Consider the following 25,154-nt stretch of genomic DNA (forward strand, 5'->3'; position numbering starts at 1 on the left):
AGCGCTTTTTTTTTGCCATGAAAATGTTTTCTATCTCACTTTAGTGGCCATAAAAGCAGAAAACATTGCTCAGTTGCGCTAACCTAAGTTTAATGACCAAATCCCCTTATTCTCAGGATCTTAAGGTAAGTAAACAATGAAACGATCTTTGTCTTCACATGTTTCTCAATTAGTTCAACAATTATCTAGTGTTCGCTTAGGTGAGCCTTTCAATGCTTTAGGCTTATTAGACGATAAAAATGGCAAGGGTATGCTGCTTCGAGTTTGGCAACCCGACGCCAAAGCCATCACTGTAATGAGCTTAGCTGGCGAAGTTATAGGCACCATGGAGCAATTGTCGACTCAGGGCTTATTCGAGCTCAAACTAGACAATCGTCAACGATTTACTTATCAGCTTGAAGTTGATTATGGTGATACCAAAACCACCGTTATCGACCCTTATCAATTTACTGAACAGGCCTACGATGGCCTAGCAACAATGACCCACGCCCCGCAAAATCTCTATGAGGTTTTAGGCGCTCAAGTTAAATCTTATGAGTTTGAAGGACAAACCGTAAAGGGTGTTAGGTTTGCGGTTTACGCTCCGAGTGCTTCAAGCGTCAGTTTGATTGGTGATTTCAATCACTGGGACGGACGTTGTTTGCCAATGCAACGCTCTCTAGATGGCCACTGGGTACTTTTTGTACCTGGTTTATCGGCAGGCATTAAGTACAAGTATGAACTGAAGGATCGGCACGGTCATTCACTACCGCATAAAACAGATCCGGTGGGTTTTAGTTCTGAGCAATATCCTTCTTTTGCTTCGGTAGTATGGGATCACGATCAATACCAATGGGGTGACCAAGCCTGGATCGAGTCTCAAAAAACCGATAAACGCTATCAGCCAATGAGTATTTACGAAGTCCATTTAGGTTCTTGGAAGCGTAAAATAGAAGATACCGGTAACAATTATCTCAGCTATCGAGAGCTTGCCGTAGAGTTAGTTAATTACATTAAAGAAATGGGCTATACCCACATTGAGGTTTTACCTATTTCAGAGTTTCCCTTCGACGGATCTTGGGGGTATCAACCAATTGGCTTGTTTGCTCCAACCAGTCGATTTGGCAACCCAGATGATTTCAAATTCTTAGTTGATCAATGTCACCAAAATGGTATCGGCGTTATTGTTGATTGGGTTCCTGCACACTTCCCGAGTGATTCGCATGGTCTTGCCCAGTTTGATGGCACCCATCTGTATGAGTATGAAGATCCACGTCGTGGCTGGCATAACGATTGGAACTCATACATATATGATTTTGGTCGCGATACGGTGCGTCAATTCCTAGTCGCTAGTGCATTGATTTGGCTAGATAAATTTCATGTTGACGGCTTACGTGTTGACGCCGTTGCATCGATGCTGTACTGGGACTACTCTCGTGAAGAGGGAGAGTGGGTGCCTAATATTGACGGTGGCAACCACAACTACGAAGCAATTAGCTTGCTGAAGTGGTTTAACGAAGAAGTGTACCGTCAGTACCCGCATGCGATGACGATAGCTGAAGAATCGACAGCATTTGCAGGGGTATCACGTCCTACTTTTACTGGTGGTTTAGGCTTCGGCTTTAAATGGAATATGGGTTGGATGCATGATTCTCTCACTTATATGCAAAAAGATCCGGCTTTTAGAAAATACCATCACAACGAAATTACCTTCGCAATGGTCTATAACTACGACGAGAACTTTGTATTACCGATATCTCATGATGAGGTGGTTCACGGTAAAGGTTCGTTATTAGGGAAAATGCCGGGTGACGAATGGCAACAGGCCGCTAATTTAAGAGCATATACCGCTTTCATGTTTGCTCACCCAGGTAAAAAACTGAATTTCATGGGTAATGAAATTGCCCAAGCCAGTGAGTGGAACCATGATACAAGCCTAGAGTGGAATGTTTTGGATTATCCAAAACATAAAGGGCAACAAGAGCTGGTTAAACAACTTAACAAAGTTTATCGCAGTCATGCGGCAATGTATGAAGGTGATTATGATACCAATGGCTTTACGTGGGTAGATCATGATGACTGGGAAAATAGCATCGTAGTGTTCCAGAGAAATGCCATTAGCAATAACGAAAAAGTGATTGTTATTAGTAACTTTACACCGGTTCCTCGAGATGCTTACCGCTTAGCTGTTCCCGAAGAAGGGCGTTATAAAATCATATTGAATACCGACTCTGAGATGTATTGGGGGGGCAATTATGACGCCGGTATCGAGTTCCAAAGTGAAGCGATTAGTGCGAAGGGATATGAAAATTCCATTATTTTAAACTTGCCACCACTGTCAACATTGTATTTAATCAAAGTAGATTAGATTTTTGATGTTTAGCCTCTGCCTTAGCAGAGGCTCAAGGGTGTACATGTCTACAAAAAGTCAATTAAATCCACTGCCGATTAGCCTGGTTCAGTATCAGGCATCAACCGGGAATGACTATCCGCTTGGCGCCTCATTAGATGATGATGGGTGTAACTTTGCGATACATGCTGGTGATGCCAAGCACATCGAGCTTTGCTTATTTGATCACAATGAAAATGAACTCGCTCGGGTTGTATTACCCGGAAAGCAGGGCGGCATCCGTTTTGGTCATATCGCCGGCATTAAAGCGGGTCAACTTTATGCGTACCGTGTTTTTGGCGCTTACCAGCCAGAACATGGTCTGTGTTACGACCCAAGAAAACTGATCTTAGATCCCTATGCCAAAGCGGTCACTCGGCCGATTATTTGGGATGCTAAAGCCTATCAGGATGACGACTCTCAAATGGTGCCTAAATGCATTGTTTGTGACGATGCTTTTGATTGGCAAGGTGTAAGCAAACCCAATATTGCTAGGCAAGATACCATTCTTTACGAAACCCATGTTCGCGGTTTTAGTCAGCAAAAAGAAGATGTCGAGATTGCCAAACGTGGCACTTATTTGGGTTTGGTTGAGCCGTCTAGTATTGAGCATATTAAAAGCTTAGGTGTTAGTTCTGTGCAGCTGCTACCAATAGCTACATTCATGTCAGAACCGCGGCTAAAATCTTTAGGTTTGAGTAATTATTGGGGTTATAACCCAATATTGTTTATGGCTCCTGAACCTCGTTATGCTCAAAATGATGCGTTGACTGAATTTAAAACCATGGTTCGCGAATTCCATAGGCATGGCATTGAAGTTATCCTTGATGTGGTTTTTAACCATACCGCTGAATCGGGTTCAGACGGGCCCTCGTTGTGTTACAGAGGCCTAGATAACAAAAACTACTACTTATTTGAACACATTGGCGACAGCCCTGATTATAGCCAGTATGTGAATAATACCGGGTGTGGAAACAGTGTTAGCTTAGATCATCCAATCGGTTTGAGGCTGGTATTAGATAGCCTGCGCTACTGGGTTGATGAAATGCAAGTTGACGGCTTTAGGTTTGACCTTGCGGTAAGTTTAGGCCGAGAACGAAATCACTATAATAACCAAGCCGCATTTTTTAAAGCTATTGCCCAAGATCCCATCCTATCGCGTGCCAAAATGATTGCCGAGCCATGGGATATCGGCCCTAACGGTTATCAATTGGGGCATTTTCCAGAGCGTTGGATGGAGTGTAATGATCGCTTCCGTGATACTAGCAGAGGCTTTTGGAAAGGAGAGCACGGCCTTTTAGGTGAAATGGCGACTCGAATCATGGGGTCTCGCGACGTATTCCTATCCAGTCGCAGAAGTATTCATACTAGCGTTAATTATATCTGTTATCACGATGGATTTACCCTCGAAGATATCGTCAGCTATGAACAGCGACACAACCATGCCAATGGGGAAGATAATCGGGATGGGCACGGACATAATATTTCGGTCAATTGCGGCGTTGAAGGAGCTACCAAAGACAAGAAAGTATTGGCTCGGCGCAGAAAACTAAAACGTAATTTATTGTCTACTCTTATGTTATCGCAAGGAATCCCTCATTTTCTAGGCGGCGATGAGTTAAGCCGAAGCCAGCAAGGCAATAACAATGCCTACTGCCAAAACAACAAACTGAGTTGGTTTAATTGGCAGTTAGATAGTGAACAGCAACAATTTTTGGCGTTTACTCAGCAGCTTATAGCGTTGCGTAAACGTTCTCGCTTATTTCATTATTTGCAGTTAGAAAACGACAGCTATGAGAAGTGTCATCATAAGCATCATAGCGTGCGTTGGTTCAGGCCTGATGGAAAACATATGCATCAAGAGGATTGGCACCAGTCCCATGGTTGGGCGGTGGCTGTTGAAATGCGTAGTTTACGAGATGCCAAGGAACGCTGGTTATGGATTATTAATGCTTGCGACCATTCCATAGAGTTTGCTATTCCCGCCGCAGAAAATAACCATCGTTGGGTGCAACAGTTAGATACTTCTAGTGAACAAGCTATTTACCCTAAACAGCGGCGAAAACCATCCATTAAATTGAGTAAAAGTTCCATGTTATTATTAGAACAAGTAAGCCATGACTAAAGTAGTTAAAGATGAGCAAGAGTGGCGTGAATTGTTAGACGAACTCGCTTTTCAAGTCACTCGTAACGGTGCGACTGAGCATCCTTTCACTGGGAAGTTATTACATAATAAACAGCAAGGTGTTTATAGCTGTGTATGCTGTAACCAAGCCTTGTTCCAGTCAGGCGCTAAGTTTGATGCCGGATGTGGCTGGCCAAGTTTTGATCGTATCTCCAGTGAGCACGTTATTCGGTTTGTGGCCGATAAAAGTCATGGCATGGATAGAATAGAAGTGAGATGTAGTCGCTGCGACGCCCATTTGGGCCACCTGTTTAATGATGGCCCTACTGAAACAGGGGACCGCTACTGTATCAATTCAGTGGCGCTTGATTTTTCTGCTGATAATTAGACTTGATTTACGGCTGGTATTGCCTTTTCTCTATTTGTTCAAAAATTTTGTCAGCGGTGTTGTCTAGCGCTTGTTTTTGTTGTTCATCCATTTTCAATAGATGATTTAGTCCCGCATAATCTTGGGTGCTATGATCGCTGAATTTTGCAGAAACCCGAGCCCATAAGTAGGCATTTGGGTAATCTTTTATACTCATATACTGTGAAGTGATTGCTTCAGCATATTTCGCTGGGATCGACGCTTCTGTAGAGTAAAGTTTAAAGATATTTTGTAAAATGCTGATGGCTTTATTTGCATCCTTTCCACTGTAGTAAATAGCTAATGTCCACTGCAGTTCAGGATGGTTTAAGGCCTCTGTACCTTCTAGTGCTAAAAAGCGTTTACCCGCTTGTTCATTGCGTAATTGAGTCCAGTGGTATTTGGATAGGAAGGGGTAATCAGATTCTTTAGTTTCCTGCTCTAAGCGTTGCAGTTCTTCAAGAGAAGTCAACATACCTATTACCCGTTGTGTTTTACGTGATTTGTCATATTTGGGCTCAATACTGGCGGCTAGCTCTATACAGAAATTGTAAGCGCTATAGTCTCTTATCAAGGCGTATTTGTTGGGTTCACTGGGTTCTTGTCGCTCGTCTAAGCGGCTAAATATGACTGCTGAGCGTTCATTTTTACACCAGCCATCTCGGTTTAGATCATCACAAAGCTCGGGGTTGTTTTTGCAAATGCTTTTTATTGTAGGGCTGCCAAAGCCGAAGAAATTAAATCGAGTATCACATCCACTAAGAGTAAGCGGAACAACTAAGCATAAGCTAAGGCTAAATGGTTTAAATAGAGACAAATCATTTCCCTGATAAAGGTTTAGTGGCAATTTTTTATAAGTGTAAGACTAGCATAGTTTTTTTCTATTTAGGTCAATCTAAACCCCGGCATTTTGCTCAACTGCTCAGTTTATAACTTGGCAGTGCTCAATTGGTTTGTTAGTGTTTCCATAACATTATAGGAGTGATAAATGGATGTAGAGAAGTTGTTGGCGGCGATGAGCCCCGAGATTTATCAAAACATGCTAACAGCAGTAGAAACTGGACGTTGGCCTGATGGTAAAAAAGTCACTAAAGAACAGCGTGACCATACCCAGCAAATGGTGATTTTGTATCAGGCTAAACATAACCATCAGCCCCAACATTTCACCGTAGGAACCGACGGCGAATTGGTCATGAAGTCAAAGCAAGAGCTAAAGCGTCAGTACCGCGAGGAGCAAACGATTATTAAAGTAGCTCAGCACGATAGTTAGAGGGTGATTTCACCTCTAATATCTTGGCTTAACAATTCTCTAATCCGCTTGCTAGGTAAATCTTTGCTTAGCAAGTAGTGTAATTTAGCTAAGGCTGCTTCGGTGGTCATGTCACTGCCACTTACAACACCAGCTTTGGCTAATGCATTGCCCGTTGCATAACCGTCCATATTTACCTTTCCTGTTAAACATTGGCTCAAGTTGAGCACGATAATTCCGCGTTCACTGGCTTGTTCTAGCAGCTCCGTCATCCTTTCATGTTGCGGAGCATTACCCACGCCATAACTAAGCAAAATGACCGCCTTAACTGGCTGTAATAGCAGATTAGCGATTACTTCAACTGAAATCCCCGGATATAAACTCACCACGCCAATAGGTTGGGGCACTATAGGACTAATCTGCAGGGCGCTAATTCCGGTTGGCCTTATTTCACCAGCGATAACTTCGATATCTATGCCGGCTTTTAGTAAAGGGGGGAAGTTAGGTGACATAAATGCATCAAAGCCGTCTGCATGGGCTTTGGTACTGCGATTTCCGCGTAGTAACTGGTTGTTGAAAAATAGGCATACTTCGTGAACTGGATAATAAGCGGCAAGGTAAAGCGCATTCAGTAAGTTTGTTTGACCATCAGAGCGTAACTCGCTCAGTGGAATTTGCGAGCCTGTAACAATGACGGGTTTAGTTAGATTCTCAAGCATGAATGATAGTGCTGAAGCGGTGTAAGCCATGGTATCGGTACCGTGCAAAACGACAAAACCATCATACTTTTCGTAGTTAGCTTGGATATCTTCAGCGATCAACTGCCAATGCTGAGGATCCATGTCAGCTGAATCTATAAGTGGAGAAAATTCATGAACGGTAAAGTCTGGCATTTCGTCGCGTTGAAACTCTGGCATTGCTTTAAGACAATCACGCATAAACCCAGCGACAGGTACATAGCCTCTTTCACTACGTTGCATACCGATAGTGCCGCCAGTGTAGGCTATATAAATAGATTTTTGATTCATCAGACTATAATTCAATAATTTTTTGAAATTATAGTCTGATGCAAAGCTAAAGTAATTAAGCGATTCTAAATAAATGCCATCGTTTTAGAATTGTTCGCATACAGCGCAAAAACTATATTGACCTAGCGGGTCATTGAATTGTTCAATATTCGGGGCCTGTTCTGCAAGAGAATGCAATAGCGTCCAATTGGGGATAGCCGTTTCTAAGGCTTGGGCTATATGAGAGTCAAATAGCTGGGCAATAAAACGTTCACGAGAATTTAGCTCAGGCCTTAGTTTTACTACTTGATAGTTTTCTAACTCAGTGAGAGCAGCAGCGTAATCTATCGCATCATGTAAATCACCGAGTTGATCGACCAGTCCATTATTTAATGCATCTTGACCAGTCCAAATTCTGCCTTCAGCTATCTTATCCATATCGCCTAAGTCGATACCTCTACCAGAAGAAACTAACGATAGGAAATCGTGGTAACCATGCTCCACATTCAACTGAATGATCTGCCTAACTTCTTCAGGTAGGGTTTGGATAGGGCTTACTTCAGCTAAGGTGCTAGTTGCATAGCCGTCGCTAGTCACGCCAATTTTCGCTAAGGCGTTCTCTAAAGTCGCAAACATGCCAAAAATACCAATAGAACCAGTAATCGTGGTGGGGCTGGCAAAGATTTGATCGGCGGTGGAAGAAATCCAATATCCACCGCTTGCTGCCACGCTACCCATTGATACGATGACCGGGATGCCTTTATCTTGAAATTGTTGGAATTTCTCACGAATTAATTCTGAGGCGAAGGCGCTACCTCCAGGGCTGTCAACGCGAACTACCAAGGCTTTAACTTGCTCATTATTCAAGGCTCGATTCAGCTGCGACAATACAGTATCCGCAGCGATCACATTTTCTTGTCCGCGCCCGCCAACAATTGCCCCTTGAGCAACAATTAAAGCAATCTTGTTACTACTGGTCTGCTTGTCAGACACGGTTTGTAGGTAATCGAGGTAACTGTGTTTTTTATAGCTTTCACCATCTTCTGATTCACCAAAGGTATCGACTAGCACCTGTTTAGCTTGGCTGCGAGTAGTGAGCTGATCGATTAAACCAAACTTTTCGGCGTAACGTGCGCCATCACCGTCTACTGATTTTAGACGTGCAAGTAACTCTGAGGGTTCAGGCATAAGATGCTCGGCATCGAGCTTCCTATTTGCTGATACCGTTGTTAAATAAGCCTGCCAAAGCTGATCCATCCAATGAGCTAAATCTTGTTTTGCCTCGTCGGACATATCATTACGAATGTAAGGTTCTACAAACGATTTATGTGTTCCTACTCGGAAAATATGGGTAGTGACGTCAAGTTTATCGATAGCATCTTTGTAGAACAAGCGACGGGAGTTCATCCCTCGTATTAATACCGCTCCCTTAGGGTTAAGCAATAGCTGGTCTGCGTAACTTGCGAGATAGTATTGGTGTTGGTCGTAATAATCGGAATAAGCCACAATAGGTTTTCCACTGTCTTTAAACCGCAGCAATGCCTGTCCGATGGTGGCCAATTTTGTTTGGCTAGTGTTCGGTAAACTACCTAACTGAAGCACAATACCGGTGATATTACTGTCTGTACGGGCTTGCTCAATGGCTGCGACTATGTCGTGTAAATCAAACTCTTTTTCTACGGTATTTCCCAGTAATTCATTGGACAATTCAGCCATCGGGTTTATTCGTTGGCGTTGTTCAACAATTTGCCCGTCAAGAACAAGCTGTAATGCGCCGGCAACCGGTGGGGCTGCTGGTTCGTCGCTGACATCGTTAACGGCGATTATTACCATTACTACCAGCAATAGTAGAAATAAGTTAACGATTAACGCACGAATAAAGTTAAGGGTTTTCCAAAACAAGCGGAATATGTTTTTGATGAATTTAAACACTGCGATCTACTTATTAATGTCAAATAGAGTTAAACGTTACCATAGTCATAATTATCAGGCACCTGCAAATATTAAAACAATTGTTTGAAACGTGGGTTTGCTTTGTATACTCTGTTAACAGTTTAATAACATTCCAAAGGATTGAGGTTACAAAGATGACCAAGTACCCCAACTTGTTAGCACCACTTGATTTAGGTTTTACTCAGTTACAAAGTCGAGTCTTAATGGGCTCTATGCACACCGGTTTAGAAGAAGAAAAAGGTGGGTTTGAAAAGTTAGCCGCATTTTATGCCTTACGCGCAAAGGGTGGGGTTGGTCTAATTGTTACTGGCGGTATTGCGCCTAACTTTCGAGGACGGTTAGCGCCTAATGGATGTCAGCTTAGTTTTCCTTGGCAAGTTAAAAAACACCGAATAATCACCAATGCTGTACACCAAGAAGGTGGCAAAATTGCGCTACAGATTTTACATGCCGGTCGTTATGGATATCACCCATTTAATGTAAGCGCGAGCAAAATAAAAGCGCCTATCTCGCCATTTAAACCAAAGGCAATGAGTGATCGTCAAATACGCGCCACCATTAAAGATTTTGCCAACAGCGCCAAACTGGCCAAAAAAGCGGGTTATGATGGTGTTGAAATTATGGGCTCAGAAGGCTACCTGATTAATCAGTTTATTTGCGCGCGAACCAACCAACGTAACGATGGCTGGGGTGGCAGTTATCAAAATCGAATAAAAATTGCTTTAGAAATTGTTAAACAAACCCGAGCTTTGGTTGGCGAAAAATTTATCATAGTGTTCCGTTTATCGATGTTAGATTTAGTTGAAAAAGGTAGCACCTATGACGAAGTCGTGATCCTTGCAAAAGCACTTGAGCAAGCCGGTGTCACAATATTGAATACTGGTATTGGCTGGCATGAAGCGCGAGTTCCTACTATCGCAACCAGTGTTCCCCGAGGAGCATTTGCTTGGGTTACTGAAAAAATAAAGCAACACGTTAGTATTCCAATGGTAGCAGTAAACCGCATTAATACGCCTGATGTAGCAGAGAATATTTTACGCTCAGGTCAGGCCGATATGGTGTCAATGGCGCGCCCCTTATTAGCAGACCCGATGTTTGTCGAAAAAGCGCGAACCAACCAAGCCGCCCTCATCAATACCTGTATTGGTTGTAACCAAGCTTGTTTAGATCATGTATTTAAACAGCAACGTGCTAGCTGTCTCGTTAATCCGCAAGCTTGTTATGAAACCGAGCTTACTTTTGAAACCAGTAAACATAGTAAGAATATTGCAGTAGTTGGCGCCGGTCCTGCCGGCTTGGCATTTTCATGTTACGCCGCAGAACGTGGACATAAAGTGACAATTTATGATGCTAGCGCGCAACTAGGTGGCCAGTTTAACTATGCGAAGCAGATCCCTGGCAAAGAAGAGTTTTATGAAACGCTGCGTTACTTTGCCAATCGTATCAAGCAACTCAATATAAACCTTGAGCTCAATACTCGTGTTGACGCGCCCATGTTAGCGGCGCTAAATGTGGACGAAATTGTCGTCGCGAGTGGTATATCACCCCGTACTCCCCCCATTGAAGGCATCAATCATCCTAAAGTTTATAACTATTTGGATGTGCTACGAGACCACAAGGAGGTTGGCGATAAAGTCGCGATTATCGGTGCTGGCGGTATCGGCTTTGACGTTGCAGAATATTTGGTTGAAAAACAGCCTTCTTTATCTACTCATGTAGGCCGTTGGTTAGACAATTGGGGAATTGATAATACAATGTCACAAGCGGGTGGCCTAAAAGAGCAGCAGCAGCATAAGGCCTTACGTAAAGTCTACTTATGTCAACGTAAAGCCAGTAAAGTAGGTAAGAATTTAGGTAAAACAACCGGCTGGATCCATCGTGAAACCTTAAAGAAAAACCAGGTAGAAATGCTTGCTGGTGTTGAATATCAAAAAGTTGATGATCAAGGTTTGCATATTTTGGTTAATGGAGAGAAAACAATTCTCGATGTCGATCATGTGGTCGTATGTGCTGGACAAGAGCCTATGCGCGGCTTACATGACGATTTAAGTGCTTTAGGCGTAAGCTCCCACCTCATAGGCGGAGCTTACGTCGCGGCCGAGCTGGATGCTAAAAGAGCTATTCGCCAAGGCGCTGAGCTGGCAGCTGTTATCTAGGGTTAGCGTTGTGTATTGTTAATTTGACCGTTGCAGTCTAGTAGACTCATTTTAGCCAAGACTGCAACAGCCACACTTTACACTGGTTGATTAGCTAGCTTCTCTCGTTTCAATACACATATTGCTTAGCTGTAAAACAGCGATCTAGCTTACTTTACTTTTGGCATAATTCGCGCACAATGGCGCTATATTCAGGCTGTTAAGGATAATAATGAAAGCCTTAGATTTATTGCTAAATCGTTACTCATGCGCGCGCTTAGCGGCACCCGCTCCCGAAGGAGCAGAGCTAGAAGTGATCTGGAAAGCAGGCCTGCGGGCTCCTGACCACGGAGGCTTAACCCCTTGGCGTTTTATTCATGTTAGCGGTGAGGGGTTAAGTAGTCTATCGAGCATTTTTGCGAAGGCGGCTGAAGCTGAAGAGGGCGACCACGAGAAAGCTAAAGCTATGCCGTTTCGTGCTCCACTTATTACCATCGTTATCGCTTCACCTAAAGTACATTCTAAAGTTCCTGAAATTGAACAAGTATTGTCTGCAGGCTGTGCGGTTCATGCGATGCAGATGGCAGCATTTGCTCAAGGGTATAATGGTATTTGGCGTACAGGTCCCATGGCTTATAGCCCGGTAGTTAACCAACAATTAGGTTTATCTGAGACTGAGTCTATTGTTGGTTATCTCTATTTAGGTAGTGCTCAAACCAAAGCCAATAAGCCACGTGAATTAGACTTTAAAGACTACGTAAGTTGGTTGTAGAGTGAGTGATTTTAAAGGCTGCTTATATTACGTGCATGATCCAATGTGCTCATGGTGTTGGGGTTACCAACCAACCTTGAGCTCACTGGAAAAAAAATTGCCTAAGAATGTTCAACTAAAGTACTTATTAGGGGGCTTGGCCGCTGACTCTTCGGTGGTGATGCCTGAAGATATGCAACAATTTTTACAGCAAACGTGGCATAAAATTTCCGACCAGTTAGGCACTGAATTTAATTTTGATTTCTGGCGACTAAACATACCTCGGCGTTCCACCTATCCAGCAAACCGCGCAGTACTTGCTGCTGCTAAGCAGCACGCAGGAAAAGCGATGATTAGCGCAATTCAGCATGCCTATTATTTGCAGGCAATCAATCCCTCAGATGATCATCAACTGATTACGCTGTCTCAAAATTTGGGCTTGGATAGTCAGCAGTTTTCTCGTGACTTGACGAGTGAAGAGTTGAATAGACAGCTACTAGAGCAGATTCATTTTGCTCGTAGTTTACCTATTCAGGGCTTTCCTTCCTTGGTGTTAGAAGTCTCAGGTGCTTATCATCCAGTGGGCTTAGATTATAAAAATGCTCAAGTTAGCCTTGAGCATATACAGCAGTTGCTTAATTAGATGCCCAATTCGTCAAGTAAATCTTGATCAATGGTTTGGCTTGATTCGGCAGGCTTTTTGGATGCTTTGTTCTGTGCTGCAGCTTGTTCAATAAGATCATCGGGATCAACATCTTCTTCGGTTTCAAATTCATGAAGTTTTATGAACTCTGTTTTATCCATCGCCAATTCTAGATAGAAGATATTATTTTTAGCGGTAGTAAAGGTCACTCGGCGCGCTTGAGGTCGATCTAGATTAGTATCAATCGAAATGAGAACTTGTTTATTTAGTGCAAGCATTTTCGGCTGGTTTTGGGTAAGAGAGGTTTGTAACTCTTTTCCAATCACACCGGTGAAGTAACCTACCATTTGATTCATTAGTTCACCCATCACGTTGCCGACCTCATCAGCAGTGTGTTGTTGGGCGAGTTCCGATTCAGGTATGCCCATGTGCAACATGTAATTGCGGTAGATTTCCATTGCAGCATCGGCGGTGAAGTTAATCACGACCAAACCTGAAAAACCGCCATCGAAAAGTACAAAACAGCCTATATCTGGTTTAAGGCAAGTTTTGTTGATTTTCTGAACCATCGCCGAGTATCTAATTTCACTACTGGTTGCTTTGTTCAATACATTGGTGACTGAATTACACAGGGTGAGTAGTACGTCTTCGGTAGTAACCACTTTCAATTTTTTCATGCAGATCCTTGTTACGCTCATGATAATTTTGCACTTTCAATGAAAACAAGTATGGATGATGATCCCAATGCTGTATAGCTTTGATTGATATGGCTTAAGCGGCAATTAGCTTGAGTGTGAGGGTGATCAGCAAATAAAAAAGCCTCAACAAAATTGAGGCTTTAATCATTAAAGGTTTATAAACGCTGTTAATTAATACTCTGCATTTTTAGGTGCCCGTGGGAACGGGATGACATCGCGGATGTTAGTCATACCGGTTACGTATGACACTAAACGCTCAAAACCTAAACCAAAACCTGAATGCGGAACGGTACCATAGCGGCGTAAATCGCGGTACCAAGAGTAATCGTCTTTATCTAGGTTTAGCTCAAGTAAGCGCGCGTCTAGTACATCGAGTCGCTCTTCACGTTGGCTACCACCGATGATTTCACCGATACCAGGCGCCAGAACATCCATTGCTGCTACTGTTTTACCGTCTTCATTTTGGCGCATGTAAAAAGCTTTAATGTCTTTCGGGTAGTTTTTCACTACCACTGGCGCTTTAAAATGCTCTTCTGCCAAATAACGTTCGTGTTCTGAAGACATATCAATGCCCCATTCAACGTCGTATTCAAAGTCTCGTCCTGAATCTTTTAAAATTTGAATCGCGTCGGTGTAATCTACTTGGGCAAAATCAGCACTAACAAAGTTTTCGAGGCGGCTTACCGCTTCTTTGTTGATTCGCTGTGCAAAGAAGTTCATATCGTCCATACGCTCATCTAACACGGCTTTAAATACGTATTTCAGCATATCTTCTGCAAGTTTTGCCACGTCTTCTAAATCTGCAAATGCAACTTCCGGTTCTACCATCCAGAATTCAGCTAGGTGACGGCTAGTATTAGAGTTTTCTGCACGGAAGGTTGGCCCAAAGGTGTAAACCTTCGATAGCGCACACGCGTAAGTCTCGGCGTTTAATTGGCCTGAAACCGTTAAAAAGGTTTCCTTACCAAAAAAGTCTTGTTGGTAATCTACTTCGCCTTTATCACTCAGTGGCAAGTTATTCATATCTAGAGTAGAAACCCTAAACATCTCGCCAGCACCCTCAGTATCACTACCGGTGATGATTGGGGTACTTACCCAAAGGTAACCTTGTTCGTGGTAAAAACGATGGATGGCTTGAGATAAGCAATTACGCACACGCATAACCGCACCCATTACGTTAGTACGAGGGCGCAGGTGAGCATGCTCTCGGAGATACTCTATACTGTGGCGTTTAGCCGACATGGGGTAGCTGTCGGGATTTTCTACCCAACCTACCACTTCAACTTCAGTCGCTTGAATTTCAAATGATTGGCCTTTGCCTGGGGATTCAACCACGTCGCCCGTTACTACAACAGAACAACCGGCAGTCAGCTTTAACACATCATTATCGTAATTGGACAGGGTATTAGGTGCTACGGCTTGTACGGCATCAAAACATGAACCGTCATGAATAGCTAAGAAAGAAAGTCCGGCTTTTGAATCGCGACGAGTACGGATCCAACCCTTTAATGTAACTTGTTGACCAACGTTGAACTTACCGCTCAAAACGTCTGCCACTGAAGAATGCGTCATAGCAAACAACTGCTCCAATCTGATAGTGCTAATATTATAAGGGAACCAATGTTACTTCCTGAGGCTAAAGACTCAAGTAAAATATGCTAAAACAATGTAATTCGATAAGTTATCCTTATAAAAACAAATTTATACCAGCAAAAAAGGTTAGCGATGCCCCATAACCGTAAAGAAAGAAGAAAAGGTCCAGATGGCCTCCAACGTTTGTTCTTTGTATTTTCTTTGATAGGGTGGAGTGCATTCTTAGCCTCGCTGATTGTTTATCACTATGCACGTCCCGAAATTGCATATAGTGCTTTTCAACCATCAGACGGGCAAGGATACCGCGACCATTGGCAAGAAGATTTGCGTCAGCTTTACGTTTATTTATTGTGGGGATGTTGTGGCATTACCTTAACCAGCATCGCGCTAAACTGGAGTCGTTCACGCCGTCAAACCGATTATTCTAAAATAAATACGGGCTTGTTAGCGCTGATTGTGATTGCCGCGTTGCTAGGCTATTACTTAAACTTGTTTGATTAGTGGCTTACTCCGCTAAAGCACCGTAAATAGCGCTACATAGCTGAGTTAACTGACTCGGTGTAATAACGTAAGGAGGCATGATATATACCAGTTTACCAAAGGGCCTAATCCATACTCCTTGCTCTACAAATGTTTGTTGTATTTGTGCAACATTGACCGGCGTTTTCGTTTCGACCACGCCGATGGCACCTAATATTCTGACATCATGCACCGCTTGCAGACCTGCACAAGGGGCCAATTGCTGCTTTAATTGCTTCTCTATGTTACGGACTCGTTGCTGCCAACCCGAACTGAGTAACAAATTAATACTGGCTACTGCTACTGAACAAGCCAAAGGATTTCCCATAAATGTCGGCCCATGCATAAATACACCTGCCTCGCCGCTACAAATAGTATCAGCGATTCTTTTTGAGGTAAGCGTGGCTGCAAGGCTCATATAACCGCCGGTTAAACCTTTTCCTAAACAAAGAATATCAGGCGAAATGTCGGCATGCTCGCAGGCAAACAGTTTACCTGTTCGACCAAAGCCGGTGGCGATCTCGTCGGCAATTAGCAGTACTTGATAATGATCACACAGCTTTCTTAGTTCACGCAGATACTGTGGGTGATAAATTCGCATACCGCCCGCACCTTGTACAATGGGTTCAACGATAACCGCGGCTATCTGCTGATGATTGTGTTCGAGCAGGGTTTTCATCGGTTCAATATCTGCGGGATCCCACTGTTCATCAAAGCCAGTTTGTGGGGCGGCACAGAAGAAATGCTCAGGTAGGAAACCTTGATAAAGCTGATGCATTCCGCCGTTAGGGTCGCATACCGACATCGCACCAAAGGTATCGCCATGGTAGCCGTTGCGTATCGTGGCAAACTTAGTGCGTTTTTCACCTTTGGCGTGCCAATATTGAAGTGCCATCTTTAAGGCTACCTCTACCGCGACCGATCCCGAGTCACTAATAAAAACCTGCTCAAGATTGTTAGGGGTGATCTCTACCAGTTTTTTGGCGAGTTCAACAGCGGGTTGGTGGGTTAGGCCGCCGAACATCACATGTGACATTTTCGATAGCTGATCAGCGGCAGCTTGGTCGAGCTCTTTGACCTTATAGCCATGAATACATGCCCACCAAGACGCCATACCATCGATTAAATGACGGCCATCTTCGAGTATAATTTCACATCCTTGGGCGGCGGCTACTGGAAAACAAGGCAGAGGTGTAATCGAAGAAGTATAAGGATGCCAAATATGTTGTTGGTCGTAGTTTAAATCAATGCTCATTTTTTAACCGCTTGTAAAGTTGTTGGCTTATAAAAGTTGACAGCTGCTTTGCTGTAGATAGACTAGCCGAATATTATTGCTAAAGAAAGCGCACAAATGACTCAAGCACTCCGCCACGATTGGACCGTACAGGAAGTAAACGATCTGTTTGCTTTGCCATTTAATGACTTACTATTTCAGGCTCAGTGCGCTCATCGCGCTAACTTTGACCCTAATCAGGTACAAGTGTCTACTTTGCTCTCAATTAAAACTGGCGCTTGCCCTGAAGATTGTAAATATTGTCCACAAAGTGCTCATCACAAAACAGACTTAAAAACTGAGCGTTTATTAGAAGTCGAACATGTTCTCAAAGAGGCTGAAAAAGCCAAAGCAAACGGCTCAACCCGCTTTTGTATGGGGGCGGCATGGAAAAATCCGAAGCAGAGAGACATGCCTTATCTACTGAAAATGGTGGAAGGGGTGAAAGACATGGGCATGGAAACCTGTATGACCTTAGGTATGCTGGAGAAACAGCAAGCCGAACAACTGGCAGATGCGGGTTTAGATTACTATAACCATAACCTTGATACTTCTCGCGAGTTTTACCAAGAAATCATTACCACTCGAACTTATGATCAACGCCTGGATACCCTTGATAACGTGCGCTCTGCTGGGATGAAAGTGTGCTCTGGCGGAATAATGGGGATGGGAGAAACCGCCAGTGATAGAAGTGGTTTGTTAGTGCAGTTGGCAAATTTGCCTCGCCATCCTGAGAGCGTGCCTATTAATATGCTGGTCAAGGTTAAGGGAACCTTGCTTGAGGATGTTGATGATATGGACCAGTTTGAGTTTATTCGTTGTATTGCTGTTGCACGGATCATGATGCCACGTTCTCACGTACGTTTATCAGCCGGGCGTGAAGAGATGAACGAACAAGTGCAGGCTTTATGTTTTATGGCCGGTGCCAATTCAATCTTTTATGGTTGTAAGCTATTAACCACCCCTAATCCAGATGAAAACCAAGATATGCAGTTGTTCAAAAAATTAGGTATCCGTCCTGAGACGGCGGCGCTTAAAAATGGCACCGAAGAGCAAGAAGAAGTGCTCTACCAAACTTTGGTTAAGCAGCAACAAAAAGACAGCGACTCGCAATTCTACGACGCTTCTTAAAATGGCCTTTGAGATTGTCACTCAAGCCATTGAGCAGCGTAAACAGCAGCAATTGTTTCGCCAACGACGCTGCCAATTTTCCGCTCAAGGGCGATGGATAGAATTTGATCGCCAACGCTACCTTAATTTTTCTAGTAATGACTACCTTGGTTTATCTCACCACCCAAGTGTGATTGAAGCGTGGATTAAGGGGGCTCGAGATTTTGGTGTGGGTAGTGGTGGCTCACCTTTGGTTAGCGGATTTCAAAGGCCACATTATCAATTAGAGCTGCAACTCTGCGAATGGCAGGGGCGTGAGGGGGCCTTGTTGTTTAATAGTGGCTTTTCAGCTAATCAAGGATTGATAAAAGCACTGTTAACAAAACACGATGTGTTATTACAAGATAAACTTAATCACGCCTCTTTAATGGAAGCAGGGGTGCAGAGTGAGGCAAGCTTCAAACGTTTTAAACATAATTCTGTTCAACATCTAGAGCAACATCTTGTCAATGCTAGCAATGCAAACCGCCTCGTGATCACCGAAGGTGTTTTCAGCATGGATGGTGATCAAGCTCCATTAAGCCCAATCAGTCAGTTATGTAAGCAGCATGATAGCTGGCTAATGGTAGATGACGCTCATGGTGTTGGCTGCCTTGGTGATCAAGGTCGGGGAAGTATCGAACATGCCCATTTGCCAGTCAATGATGTACAAATACACATGCTTACATTTGGTAAGGCGCTAGGTGTATCAGGGGCGACCATCCTTTGTAACCAAGAGCTGAAAGACTATTTAGTTAACTTTGATAAAAGTTATGTTTATTCAACCGCTATGCCGGCTGCCCAAGCCTGCGCGATCAGTGCTGCAATTGAGGTGGTCAAAAATGAACCACAATTTCAAGCCCAGCTACTAGCAAATATTACCTTTTTTAAAAAACAAGCATTAGAACTGGGGATTACATTAGGTGGATCAGACACCGCTATACAGCCAATTTTGTTGGGATCTAGCGAGCGGGCCTTAGCTATCAGCCAACAGTTACAACAGCGAGGCTATTGGGTCTCCGCTATCCGGCCCCCAACAGTACCCTCAAATACTGCGCGCTTGCGTATCACCTTAAGTAGCCACCACCAACAACAAGATATTAGCCAGTTGTTGTCGGTGCTGGCTGAGTTATTAAGTAACAAAATATGAATATTGACAAACGCTTAGTGGCGCAGTTTTTCTCAAAAGCTGTTACCACTTATAATGATTTCGCTGGATTACAACGAGATATTGGACACCGTTTATTGACTTTTCTGCCAAGCCAGCGGTTTCCATTAGCTATTGATTTAGGTTGTGGTACCGGATATTTCTCTGCTGAGTTGCAGGCCAGAGCTGATTATCTAATATCTGTTGACTTATCCCACGCTATGGCTCGTCAAACTATGCAAACCCATCATGGTTTATCTAGTGTAGTGAGTGATGCAGAACACTTAGGTTTAGCCAATCATTCTGTTGATCTGGTTTTCTCAAATTTGGCCTTGCAGTGGTGTAATGACTTACCGCAGGCCTTAGCTGAGATAAAGCGAATATTAAAGCCTAACGGTGTGGCGATTTTTTCTACTTTAGTTGACGGAAGTTTATGTGAGTTAAAACAAGCCTGGGCTGAAATTGACCAACATAGCCACGTGAATAGCTTTCTTAATCAATCTGATATCGAAAAAGCCATTGAAAATTCGGGTTTTAATCAACGAGACATCACTATTGAAGATCAAACGCTGTGGTATGAGCATGCCTTTATGTTACTCGCGGAGTTAAAGGGGATAGGCGCCAATTACGTAGTAGAAGGTCAACACGGCTTGGCCAATCCAACGCAGTTAAAGAAGATGGCGGGTGTTTATAAACAAAAGTTTGCCAAATCAGAGATGGATAACCGCATGAGTGCCAGCTATAAAGTCTGTTATGGAGTGTTAATAAATGACTAAGTCTATTTTCATTACAGGTACCGATACCGAAGTTGGTAAAACGGTCATCAGTTGTGGCCTCATTAAAGCATTACAGCTACAGATGGCAGGCCGTCGCGTCAATGGCTATAAGCCTATTGCAGCAGGCGCTGAGCAAAGCGGTGACCATTTAGTTAATGAGGATGGTATCGCTATTCATGCCGTTAGTAGCGGTAAACTGGGTTATTCTGAAATTAACCCGGTGGTATTAGAGCAAGCCATTGCTCCTCATATTGCGGCACGGCTAGAAAAAACACCGGTAGATATCAGCTTGATGACTAAGGGTTTACAGCAGCTAAAAGCGAAGTCAGACTTTGTTGTTGTTGAAGGCGCCGGGGGATGGCACGTACCATTGGGGGAACATCACATCACGATGTCGCAATGGGTCGTAGAGCAACAGCTACCCGTATTGTTAGTGGTTGGAGTAAAGCTTGGTTGTTTGAATCATGCATTGTTAACGGCCGAGGCTATCAAGGCTAGTGGAGCCCGTTTAATCGGCTGGGTAGCCAATGTACTAAATAACGATCGTCAAATATCAGATTTGAATATTCAGTATCTACGCGACACCTTTGAAGCACCGTGTATCGCCAAAATCCCTTATCAAGCTCAGCTAAACCCGCAATCCATCGCCAATCACTTCAGTTTGAATGAGCTAGTTTGTAAAATGTAAGTTAATAATTTAATCTCGAGGCATTGAAAAATGTGAGCTATGCCCAATATATTATAGGTGTTGGGTTATTTAGACCTATTTCGAGGAAGATGATGAAACGCATATTTTTGTTTTTAGCCACTAACTTAGCGGTTGTATTAGTACTTGGCATCGTCATGAACATTGTGTTCTCTGCTTTGGGGATATCGACTCAAAGTATTGGCGGACTATTAGTATTTTGTGCAATCTTTGGTTTTGGTGGTTCCATAATATCGCTGCTGATATCTAAGTGGATGGCTAAGCGATCTACTGGGGCTCAAGTGATTACTACTCCGAAAAACCAAACTGAAGCTTGGTTGCTAGAAACGGTCGCGCGCCAAGCTAAAGCCGCCGGTATCGGGATGCCTGAAGTCGCAATCTATGCTGCGCCAGATATGAACGCTTTTGCTACTGGAGCAAAGCGTAATGACGCCTTGGTAGCGGTGAGTACAGGTTTATTGGAAAACATGACTCGTGATGAAGTCGAAGCGGTACTTGCTCATGAAATTAGCCATGTTGCTAATGGTGATATGGTCACTTTGACTCTAATTCAGGGAGTAGTTAATACTTTTGTGATGTTCTTAGCACGTATTATTGCCAACCTGATTAGTTCTTCTATGAGCAACAACAATGAAAACGGCCAAGGTATGGGGACCCTCGCATACATAGCAACAGTTTTTGTATTGGAAATGGTATTTGGCATTTTAGCGAGCATCATCGTTAGTTGGTTCTCTCGCCAACGTGAATTCCGCGCAGACGCAGGGTCGGCTAAGTTGGTTGGCAAACAAAAAATGATCAACGCTTTACAACGCCTAAGTGGTAGCCGTGAACCGGAAATGGAAGGTTCATTGATGGCTTTTGGCATTAACGGAAAACGCTCAATCAACGAATTACTGTTAAGTCATCCGCCTTTAGAAAAACGCATAGCAGCACTAAGAGCGAATTAACCAAGAATCACTTCTATTTCAATTTTTAAAAAGAGGGCCGTTTTTGCGGCTCTCTTTGATCTAGTGCTCAAATTTTGGGCGTAAACCTTTAAGTATGTAACATCGTCATAATTTTTTTACATCGACACTTTCTTTTTGTGCTAATGGCAAGCAGAATGACCTAATAATTGTTAAAGGCTCAGGATGAGTTGAGAACAACGTAGGGATATGAATTTTATTGTGCCGTCTTTAAAGTGTTTCAAACAGATCACTGTCATGTTGTTGGCTGGCTTGATAGCTGCTTGCCAAAATCAAACTCAAAATCTTCGCGTTGCTGTCTCTCCATGGCTTGGTTTTGAGCCAATATTTCTCGCTAAACAACTCGCTTACGAAGGCTCTGCCAGTTACAAGGTTAGTGAGCTTACAACCCCTAGTCATGTCATGCATGCTATTAAGAGCAACCAAGTAGACGCTGCCTTTCTCAGCCTAACAGAAGTGATTACATTATTATCAGAGCGCGTAGAACTGACCGTCGTTGCGGTTATTGACCGCAGCGTCGGTGGTGATGCTTTGGTATCGCAGCAGGCTATTGGCGATATTAGTTCGTTAAAAGGTAAACGGATAGGTTATGAAAGTTTATCCGTTGCGTCGCTAGTGATCGACGATTGGCTTCAAGACAGTGAGTTGCAAGCGGATGATTTTGTGTTGGTAGAAGCAAAATTAGATGAACAACTTGGCTTGTTTCGCAAAGGTGATATTAGTGCAGTTCTCACTTCGGGCCCAATCCAGAGCCGTTTAGTTGATAACTTGTCAGGGAATGTTTTATATCAAAGTGCTGTGCAAAGTGAACCGTATTATCGTGTATTGGTGGTGCGCACTAAGGCTTTACATGACCAAAAACAAAATGTGCTTAAGCTATTGAATAATTTTTACTCTGCCAGTAGTTGGTTAGAGGAACATTCTAGAGAAGGCTTCAAGCTGATAGCCAAGCGAACTCAGTTATATAGTAAAGAGGTTAAACAAGCCTATACCAAAATACAGGTTCTAAATGCACAGCAAAGTATTTCGCTATTTTCTAGCAATTTTATCTCAGGGCATGCCCAACAAAAAGCGCAGCGCATGGCAGATTTAGAATTGATCCGCCGTGCGCCGGATTTATCGAGAAACTTCAGTAGTGAGTGGTTAATGGAGTTAACAGGTGTTTAAGATAAAACGGATTTCGCTAAGCATAGTTATTCCTGTATTGGCTCTGGTGTTGTTGCTAGTTACACAAGGGCTACTGCTGTTGGGTACATTGAACGAACAACAAGACAAAATAGCGGAAGATGCCGCTATTAATCTGTTGAATACCGGGTACCAGCTTCAGCAAAGTTTGTCTGATAGCTTGTCGCGTCATCAATGGGATATCGCTGAACGACAAATTACCTTAGTGGCGTTAAATCAAGGCTTAGACTCGCTGCAAGTTATCGACCCTCAAGGCTTGGTTCAGTTATCTAATCATCGTGCTGAAAAGAGCTTGTTTGCCGCCGATAGTAGCAACTATTTTAATGGTGACTTATTTACCAAAGTCAAAAACCAGCGGGCGCCATTGACACAAATACTCCCCCAAAAATGGCAAGTGAATTTGTATTTGCCTCTCGATATGGGGCCGCGTGAAGATAGTTTAAGACGTGCAGAACATGGAGCAATATTTGTCAGTTACAACCTTGAAAATGCTTGGTTGGTAAAGCGCCAAGAAATTTTTAGTGAAGCAATAAAAAGTTTTATTTACATGTCGATCGCTATGTTGATTTTAGTGTGGATGTTAAATCGCATTTTAGTAAAACCAGTCAACAAACTAGTGAGTCGCACTAAGCAAATTCAAACGCATAATCATTTACAAATTCAAGCGAAAAGTCAGGGTGAAATAGGTGCTTTAGAACATGCTATATCAAAAATGGCATCTGGCATTCATAGCAGTTTTGCCCAGTTGCAACGAAGCGAACAACGTTGGCAATTCGCATTAAGTGGATCGGGGGATGGGATCTGGGATTGGAACCTACTGACCAACACGGTTTATTATTCACCTCAATGGAAATCAATGCTGGGATTTCAAGATTCAGAGGTAGGAGAAAAAATTGAAGAGTGGGAATCAAGAATTCACCCGGACGACTTAGACAAAACTCTCAATGAGCTTCGTAAGCACCTTAAAAAGAAAAATAAGGTCTACGAGAGTATGCATCGCGTAAGGCATAAAGATGGTCATTATCTATGGGTCTTATCAAGAGGGATGGTTGTAGAACGTAGCGAGCGTGGTTTGCCTTCGCGTGTTATTAGTACGCAAACCAATATTTCAGAAGTCCGCTCGGCTCAAGAATTGGTGCGTTTCCAGTCGTCTCACGATGATATTACGCGTTTGTCGAATCGTCGTAAGCTATTAGAAAACTTAGACCTCGAGATCGACAGGAGCAAACGTAGCAAAAAAGTCGGCGCGCTGATTTATTTGGACATTGACCATTTTAAAAACGTTAACGATATGCTGGGACATGCAGCCGGAGACCTGTTGTTACGCTTAATTGCTCACCGTCTTCGAGAGGGCCGCAGTAGCGCCGAAACTGTAGCACGGTTAGGTGGCGATGAGTTTGCGTTGTTGGTTCCTAACTTATCCAATGATCGCGAAGAAGCGAAAAATTTAGCGACTGAGATGGCGGTTGAATTAAGCCGAATTATTCATAAAGAATTTATTATCAAAGGCAACCAGATCACCCTTAATTTAACCACCGGTGTTGCCTTGTTCCCGAACCTTGAAAGTAATGCTACTGAGATTTTGCGCCAAGCCGATATCGCGCTTTATCATGGCAAAGATTTAGCGCGTTCTAGTGTTCATGTTTTCTCGGATAAAATGGCCGACGAAATTCAAGAACGCCACTTGCTAACAAAAATGATGCGAGAAGCCCTAGAAAACGAAGACATGGTTGCCTATTTTCAGCCTCGTTATAACGCAAATTTTGAAATGGTGGGAGCCGAGACCTTATTACGTTGGTTTGACAGTAAAATGGGTTGGATATCTCCTGGTCGTTTTATTCCTCTCGCAGAAGAAAATGGACTCATCCTGTTGCTAGGACAATGGGTTATGCGAAGTGCCTGTGAAACCTTAAAAGTATGGCAAGACCGAGGGCTTCCCGATAACTTTAAAACCTTGTCAATTAACGTTAGTCCTAACCAGTTTCACCGAGACACTTTTGTCCAAGAAACTATTAATATTATTCAAGCGACAGGTTGTGACCCAAAACTTATAGAGCTTGAAATTACCGAAGGCGTATTAGTCGATAACGTTCAGGATACGGTTGAAAAAATTCAAGCCCTCCGTGACATTGGCGTTCGCTTCTCCGTTGATGACTTTGGTACTGGCTACTCTTCATTAGCGTATTTAAACAAACTCCCCATTAATTGCTTAAAAATTGATAAATCGTTTGTTAGCGAATTGCAAAGCGGTGGCAGTGAGTGTGCCATTATCACGACTATTATTTCTATGGCGGAAAACCTAGACCTAGAAGTTATTGCCGAAGGGGTAGAGACAGAGTATCAGCTAGAGTTTTTAAAATATCGTCGTTGTACGGTTTATCAAGGTTTCTACTTTAGCGAAGCTTTAGAGCCAGAAATATTTGAAGATCGCTTATTTATCGGTCAGGCAGAGATAGCCTAAAGAACAAGTAAGTTTGTATTCAAGGTTGAAAGTTATTGGGCATAT

At 43.2% G+C, this 25,154-nt stretch carries 21 protein-coding genes; 15 read left to right on the forward strand and 6 right to left on the reverse strand.

All coding sequences use genetic code 11. The annotated features are described in order from the left end of the window. Positions 1 to 136 precede the first annotated feature (136 nt). Genes glgB through msrB form a run of 3 tightly spaced genes read left to right on the forward strand, consistent with a single transcriptional unit; the run spans position 137 to position 4,881 of the window. On the forward strand, positions 137 to 2,347 hold the full coding sequence (gene glgB, locus M0C34_RS09265; RefSeq protein WP_248715341.1) for a 1,4-alpha-glucan branching protein GlgB: 2,211 nt from the start codon (positions 137 to 139) through the stop codon (positions 2,345 to 2,347). Positions 2,348 to 2,393: 46 nt separating this feature from the next. Next, positions 2,394 to 4,493, forward strand: a complete 2,100-nt coding sequence (glgX, locus tag M0C34_RS09270; protein ID WP_248715342.1) for a glycogen debranching protein GlgX — start codon at positions 2,394 to 2,396, stop codon at positions 4,491 to 4,493. Further along, entirely contained in the window at positions 4,486 to 4,881 is a 396-nt protein-coding gene (msrB, locus tag M0C34_RS09275) for a peptide-methionine (R)-S-oxide reductase MsrB (RefSeq protein ID WP_248715343.1), read from the forward strand. The genes glgX and msrB overlap by 8 nt, the downstream gene beginning before the upstream one ends. A 7-nt stretch (positions 4,882 to 4,888) precedes the next feature. On the opposite strand, the gene M0C34_RS09280 is transcribed toward msrB, so the two are convergent. Next, on the reverse strand, positions 4,889 to 5,716 hold the full coding sequence (locus M0C34_RS09280) for a DUF2989 domain-containing protein (protein WP_248715344.1): 828 nt from the start codon (positions 5,714 to 5,716) through the stop codon (positions 4,889 to 4,891). Between the two features lie 171 nt (positions 5,717 to 5,887). Between M0C34_RS09280 and M0C34_RS09285 the strand changes: the two genes are divergently transcribed. Then, complete coding sequence (locus M0C34_RS09285; protein WP_248715345.1) at positions 5,888 to 6,169, forward strand: YeaC family protein; 282 nt, start codon at positions 5,888 to 5,890, stop codon at positions 6,167 to 6,169. On the opposite strand, the gene ansA is transcribed toward M0C34_RS09285, so the two are convergent. Together ansA and sppA are read right to left on the reverse strand one after the other, a co-directional pair. Continuing rightward, a complete protein-coding gene (ansA, locus tag M0C34_RS09290) occupies positions 6,166 to 7,176 on the reverse strand; it encodes an asparaginase (protein WP_248715346.1) in 1,011 nt (336 codons plus the stop codon). The two genes, M0C34_RS09285 and ansA, sit on opposite strands and share 4 nt — an antisense overlap. 84 nt (positions 7,177 to 7,260) lie before the next feature. Next, on the reverse strand, positions 7,261 to 9,087 hold the full coding sequence (sppA, locus tag M0C34_RS09295) for a signal peptide peptidase SppA (protein ID WP_248715347.1): 1,827 nt from the start codon (positions 9,085 to 9,087) through the stop codon (positions 7,261 to 7,263). A 155-nt stretch (positions 9,088 to 9,242) separates the two neighbouring features. On the opposite strand from sppA, the gene M0C34_RS09300 reads away from it, so the two are divergent. From M0C34_RS09300 to M0C34_RS09310, 3 genes are all read left to right on the forward strand, one after another. Beyond that, entirely contained in the window at positions 9,243 to 11,264 is a 2,022-nt protein-coding gene (locus M0C34_RS09300; protein WP_248715348.1) for an oxidoreductase, read from the forward strand. A 211-nt stretch (positions 11,265 to 11,475) separates the two neighbouring features. Then, complete coding sequence (locus tag M0C34_RS09305) at positions 11,476 to 12,015, forward strand: NAD(P)H nitroreductase (protein WP_248715349.1); 540 nt, start codon at positions 11,476 to 11,478, stop codon at positions 12,013 to 12,015. Between the two features lie 31 nt (positions 12,016 to 12,046). Further along, the gene (locus tag M0C34_RS09310; protein WP_473964560.1) at positions 12,047 to 12,637 is read left to right on the forward strand and encodes a DsbA family protein; all 591 of its coding nucleotides are present in this window, start codon (positions 12,047 to 12,049) and stop codon (positions 12,635 to 12,637) included. Here M0C34_RS09310 and M0C34_RS09315 read toward each other — a convergent pair. Next, a complete protein-coding gene (locus M0C34_RS09315; protein ID WP_248715350.1) occupies positions 12,634 to 13,314 on the reverse strand; it encodes a DUF3334 family protein in 681 nt (226 codons plus the stop codon). The two genes, M0C34_RS09310 and M0C34_RS09315, sit on opposite strands and share 4 nt — an antisense overlap. Before the next feature lie 192 nt (positions 13,315 to 13,506). Further along, positions 13,507 to 14,907, reverse strand: coding sequence for an asparagine--tRNA ligase (gene asnS / locus M0C34_RS09320; protein WP_248715351.1), 1,401 nt, complete (start codon positions 14,905 to 14,907; stop codon positions 13,507 to 13,509). Between the two features lie 153 nt (positions 14,908 to 15,060). On the opposite strand from asnS, the gene M0C34_RS09325 reads away from it, so the two are divergent. Then, a complete protein-coding gene (locus M0C34_RS09325; protein WP_248715352.1) occupies positions 15,061 to 15,429 on the forward strand; it encodes a hypothetical protein in 369 nt (122 codons plus the stop codon). 4 nt (positions 15,430 to 15,433) lie between these two features. Here M0C34_RS09325 and bioA read toward each other — a convergent pair whose 3' ends face one another. Continuing rightward, complete coding sequence (gene bioA / locus M0C34_RS09330) at positions 15,434 to 16,702, reverse strand: adenosylmethionine--8-amino-7-oxononanoate transaminase (RefSeq protein WP_248715353.1); 1,269 nt, start codon at positions 16,700 to 16,702, stop codon at positions 15,434 to 15,436. A 96-nt stretch (positions 16,703 to 16,798) separates the two neighbouring features. On the opposite strand from bioA, the gene bioB reads away from it, so the two are divergent. From bioB to M0C34_RS09365, 7 genes are all read left to right on the forward strand, one after another. After that, a complete protein-coding gene (gene bioB, locus M0C34_RS09335; protein ID WP_248715354.1) occupies positions 16,799 to 17,851 on the forward strand; it encodes a biotin synthase BioB in 1,053 nt (350 codons plus the stop codon). 1 nt (position 17,852) lies between these two features. Next, the gene (gene bioF, locus M0C34_RS09340; protein WP_248715355.1) at positions 17,853 to 19,019 is read left to right on the forward strand and encodes an 8-amino-7-oxononanoate synthase; all 1,167 of its coding nucleotides are present in this window, start codon (positions 17,853 to 17,855) and stop codon (positions 19,017 to 19,019) included. Beyond that, entirely contained in the window at positions 19,016 to 19,792 is a 777-nt protein-coding gene (gene bioC, locus M0C34_RS09345) for a malonyl-ACP O-methyltransferase BioC (RefSeq protein ID WP_248715356.1), read from the forward strand. Before bioF ends, bioC begins: the two co-directional genes overlap by 4 nt. After that, positions 19,785 to 20,480, forward strand: a complete 696-nt coding sequence (gene bioD / locus M0C34_RS09350) for a dethiobiotin synthase (RefSeq protein ID WP_248715357.1) — start codon at positions 19,785 to 19,787, stop codon at positions 20,478 to 20,480. The genes bioC and bioD overlap by 8 nt, the downstream gene beginning before the upstream one ends. Positions 20,481 to 20,572: 92 nt before the next feature. Then, on the forward strand, positions 20,573 to 21,445 hold the full coding sequence (htpX, locus tag M0C34_RS09355; RefSeq protein ID WP_248715623.1) for a protease HtpX: 873 nt from the start codon (positions 20,573 to 20,575) through the stop codon (positions 21,443 to 21,445). Between the two features lie 207 nt (positions 21,446 to 21,652). Beyond that, positions 21,653 to 22,630: an ABC transporter substrate-binding protein gene (locus M0C34_RS09360; protein WP_248715358.1), complete on the forward strand. Its 978-nt coding sequence runs from the start codon at positions 21,653 to 21,655 to the stop codon at positions 22,628 to 22,630. Beyond that, on the forward strand, positions 22,623 to 25,109 hold the full coding sequence (locus M0C34_RS09365; protein ID WP_248715359.1) for an EAL domain-containing protein: 2,487 nt from the start codon (positions 22,623 to 22,625) through the stop codon (positions 25,107 to 25,109). Before M0C34_RS09360 ends, M0C34_RS09365 begins: the two co-directional genes overlap by 8 nt. Positions 25,110 to 25,154 lie beyond the last annotated feature (45 nt).

The sequence above is a fragment of the Agarivorans sp. TSD2052 genome (assembly GCF_023238625.1).
GTDB lineage: Bacteria > Pseudomonadota > Gammaproteobacteria > Enterobacterales > Celerinatantimonadaceae > Agarivorans.

Coding starts and splice junctions, on each gene's coding strand:
- glgX (WP_248715342.1), top strand. CDS start 2,394: ATGTCTACAAAAAGTCAATTAAATCCACTGCCGATTAGCCTGGTTCAG.
- M0C34_RS09305 (WP_248715349.1), top strand. CDS start 11,476: ATGAAAGCCTTAGATTTATTGCTAAATCGTTACTCATGCGCGCGCTTA.
- M0C34_RS09300 (WP_248715348.1), top strand. CDS start 9,243: ATGACCAAGTACCCCAACTTGTTAGCACCACTTGATTTAGGTTTTACT.
- ansA (WP_248715346.1), bottom strand. CDS start 7,176: ATGAATCAAAAATCTATTTATATAGCCTACACTGGCGGCACTATCGGT.
- htpX (WP_248715623.1), top strand. CDS start 20,573: ATGAAACGCATATTTTTGTTTTTAGCCACTAACTTAGCGGTTGTATTA.
- glgB (WP_248715341.1), top strand. CDS start 137: ATGAAACGATCTTTGTCTTCACATGTTTCTCAATTAGTTCAACAATTA.
- M0C34_RS09360 (WP_248715358.1), top strand. CDS start 21,653: ATGAATTTTATTGTGCCGTCTTTAAAGTGTTTCAAACAGATCACTGTC.
- msrB (WP_248715343.1), top strand. CDS start 4,486: ATGACTAAAGTAGTTAAAGATGAGCAAGAGTGGCGTGAATTGTTAGAC.
- bioD (WP_248715357.1), top strand. CDS start 19,785: ATGACTAAGTCTATTTTCATTACAGGTACCGATACCGAAGTTGGTAAA.
- bioB (WP_248715354.1), top strand. CDS start 16,799: ATGACTCAAGCACTCCGCCACGATTGGACCGTACAGGAAGTAAACGAT.
- bioA (WP_248715353.1), bottom strand. CDS start 16,702: ATGAGCATTGATTTAAACTACGACCAACAACATATTTGGCATCCTTAT.
- bioC (WP_248715356.1), top strand. CDS start 19,016: ATGAATATTGACAAACGCTTAGTGGCGCAGTTTTTCTCAAAAGCTGTT.
- M0C34_RS09285 (WP_248715345.1), top strand. CDS start 5,888: ATGGATGTAGAGAAGTTGTTGGCGGCGATGAGCCCCGAGATTTATCAA.
- M0C34_RS09315 (WP_248715350.1), bottom strand. CDS start 13,314: ATGAAAAAATTGAAAGTGGTTACTACCGAAGACGTACTACTCACCCTG.
- M0C34_RS09325 (WP_248715352.1), top strand. CDS start 15,061: ATGCCCCATAACCGTAAAGAAAGAAGAAAAGGTCCAGATGGCCTCCAA.
- bioF (WP_248715355.1), top strand. CDS start 17,853: ATGGCCTTTGAGATTGTCACTCAAGCCATTGAGCAGCGTAAACAGCAG.
- asnS (WP_248715351.1), bottom strand. CDS start 14,907: ATGACGCATTCTTCAGTGGCAGACGTTTTGAGCGGTAAGTTCAACGTT.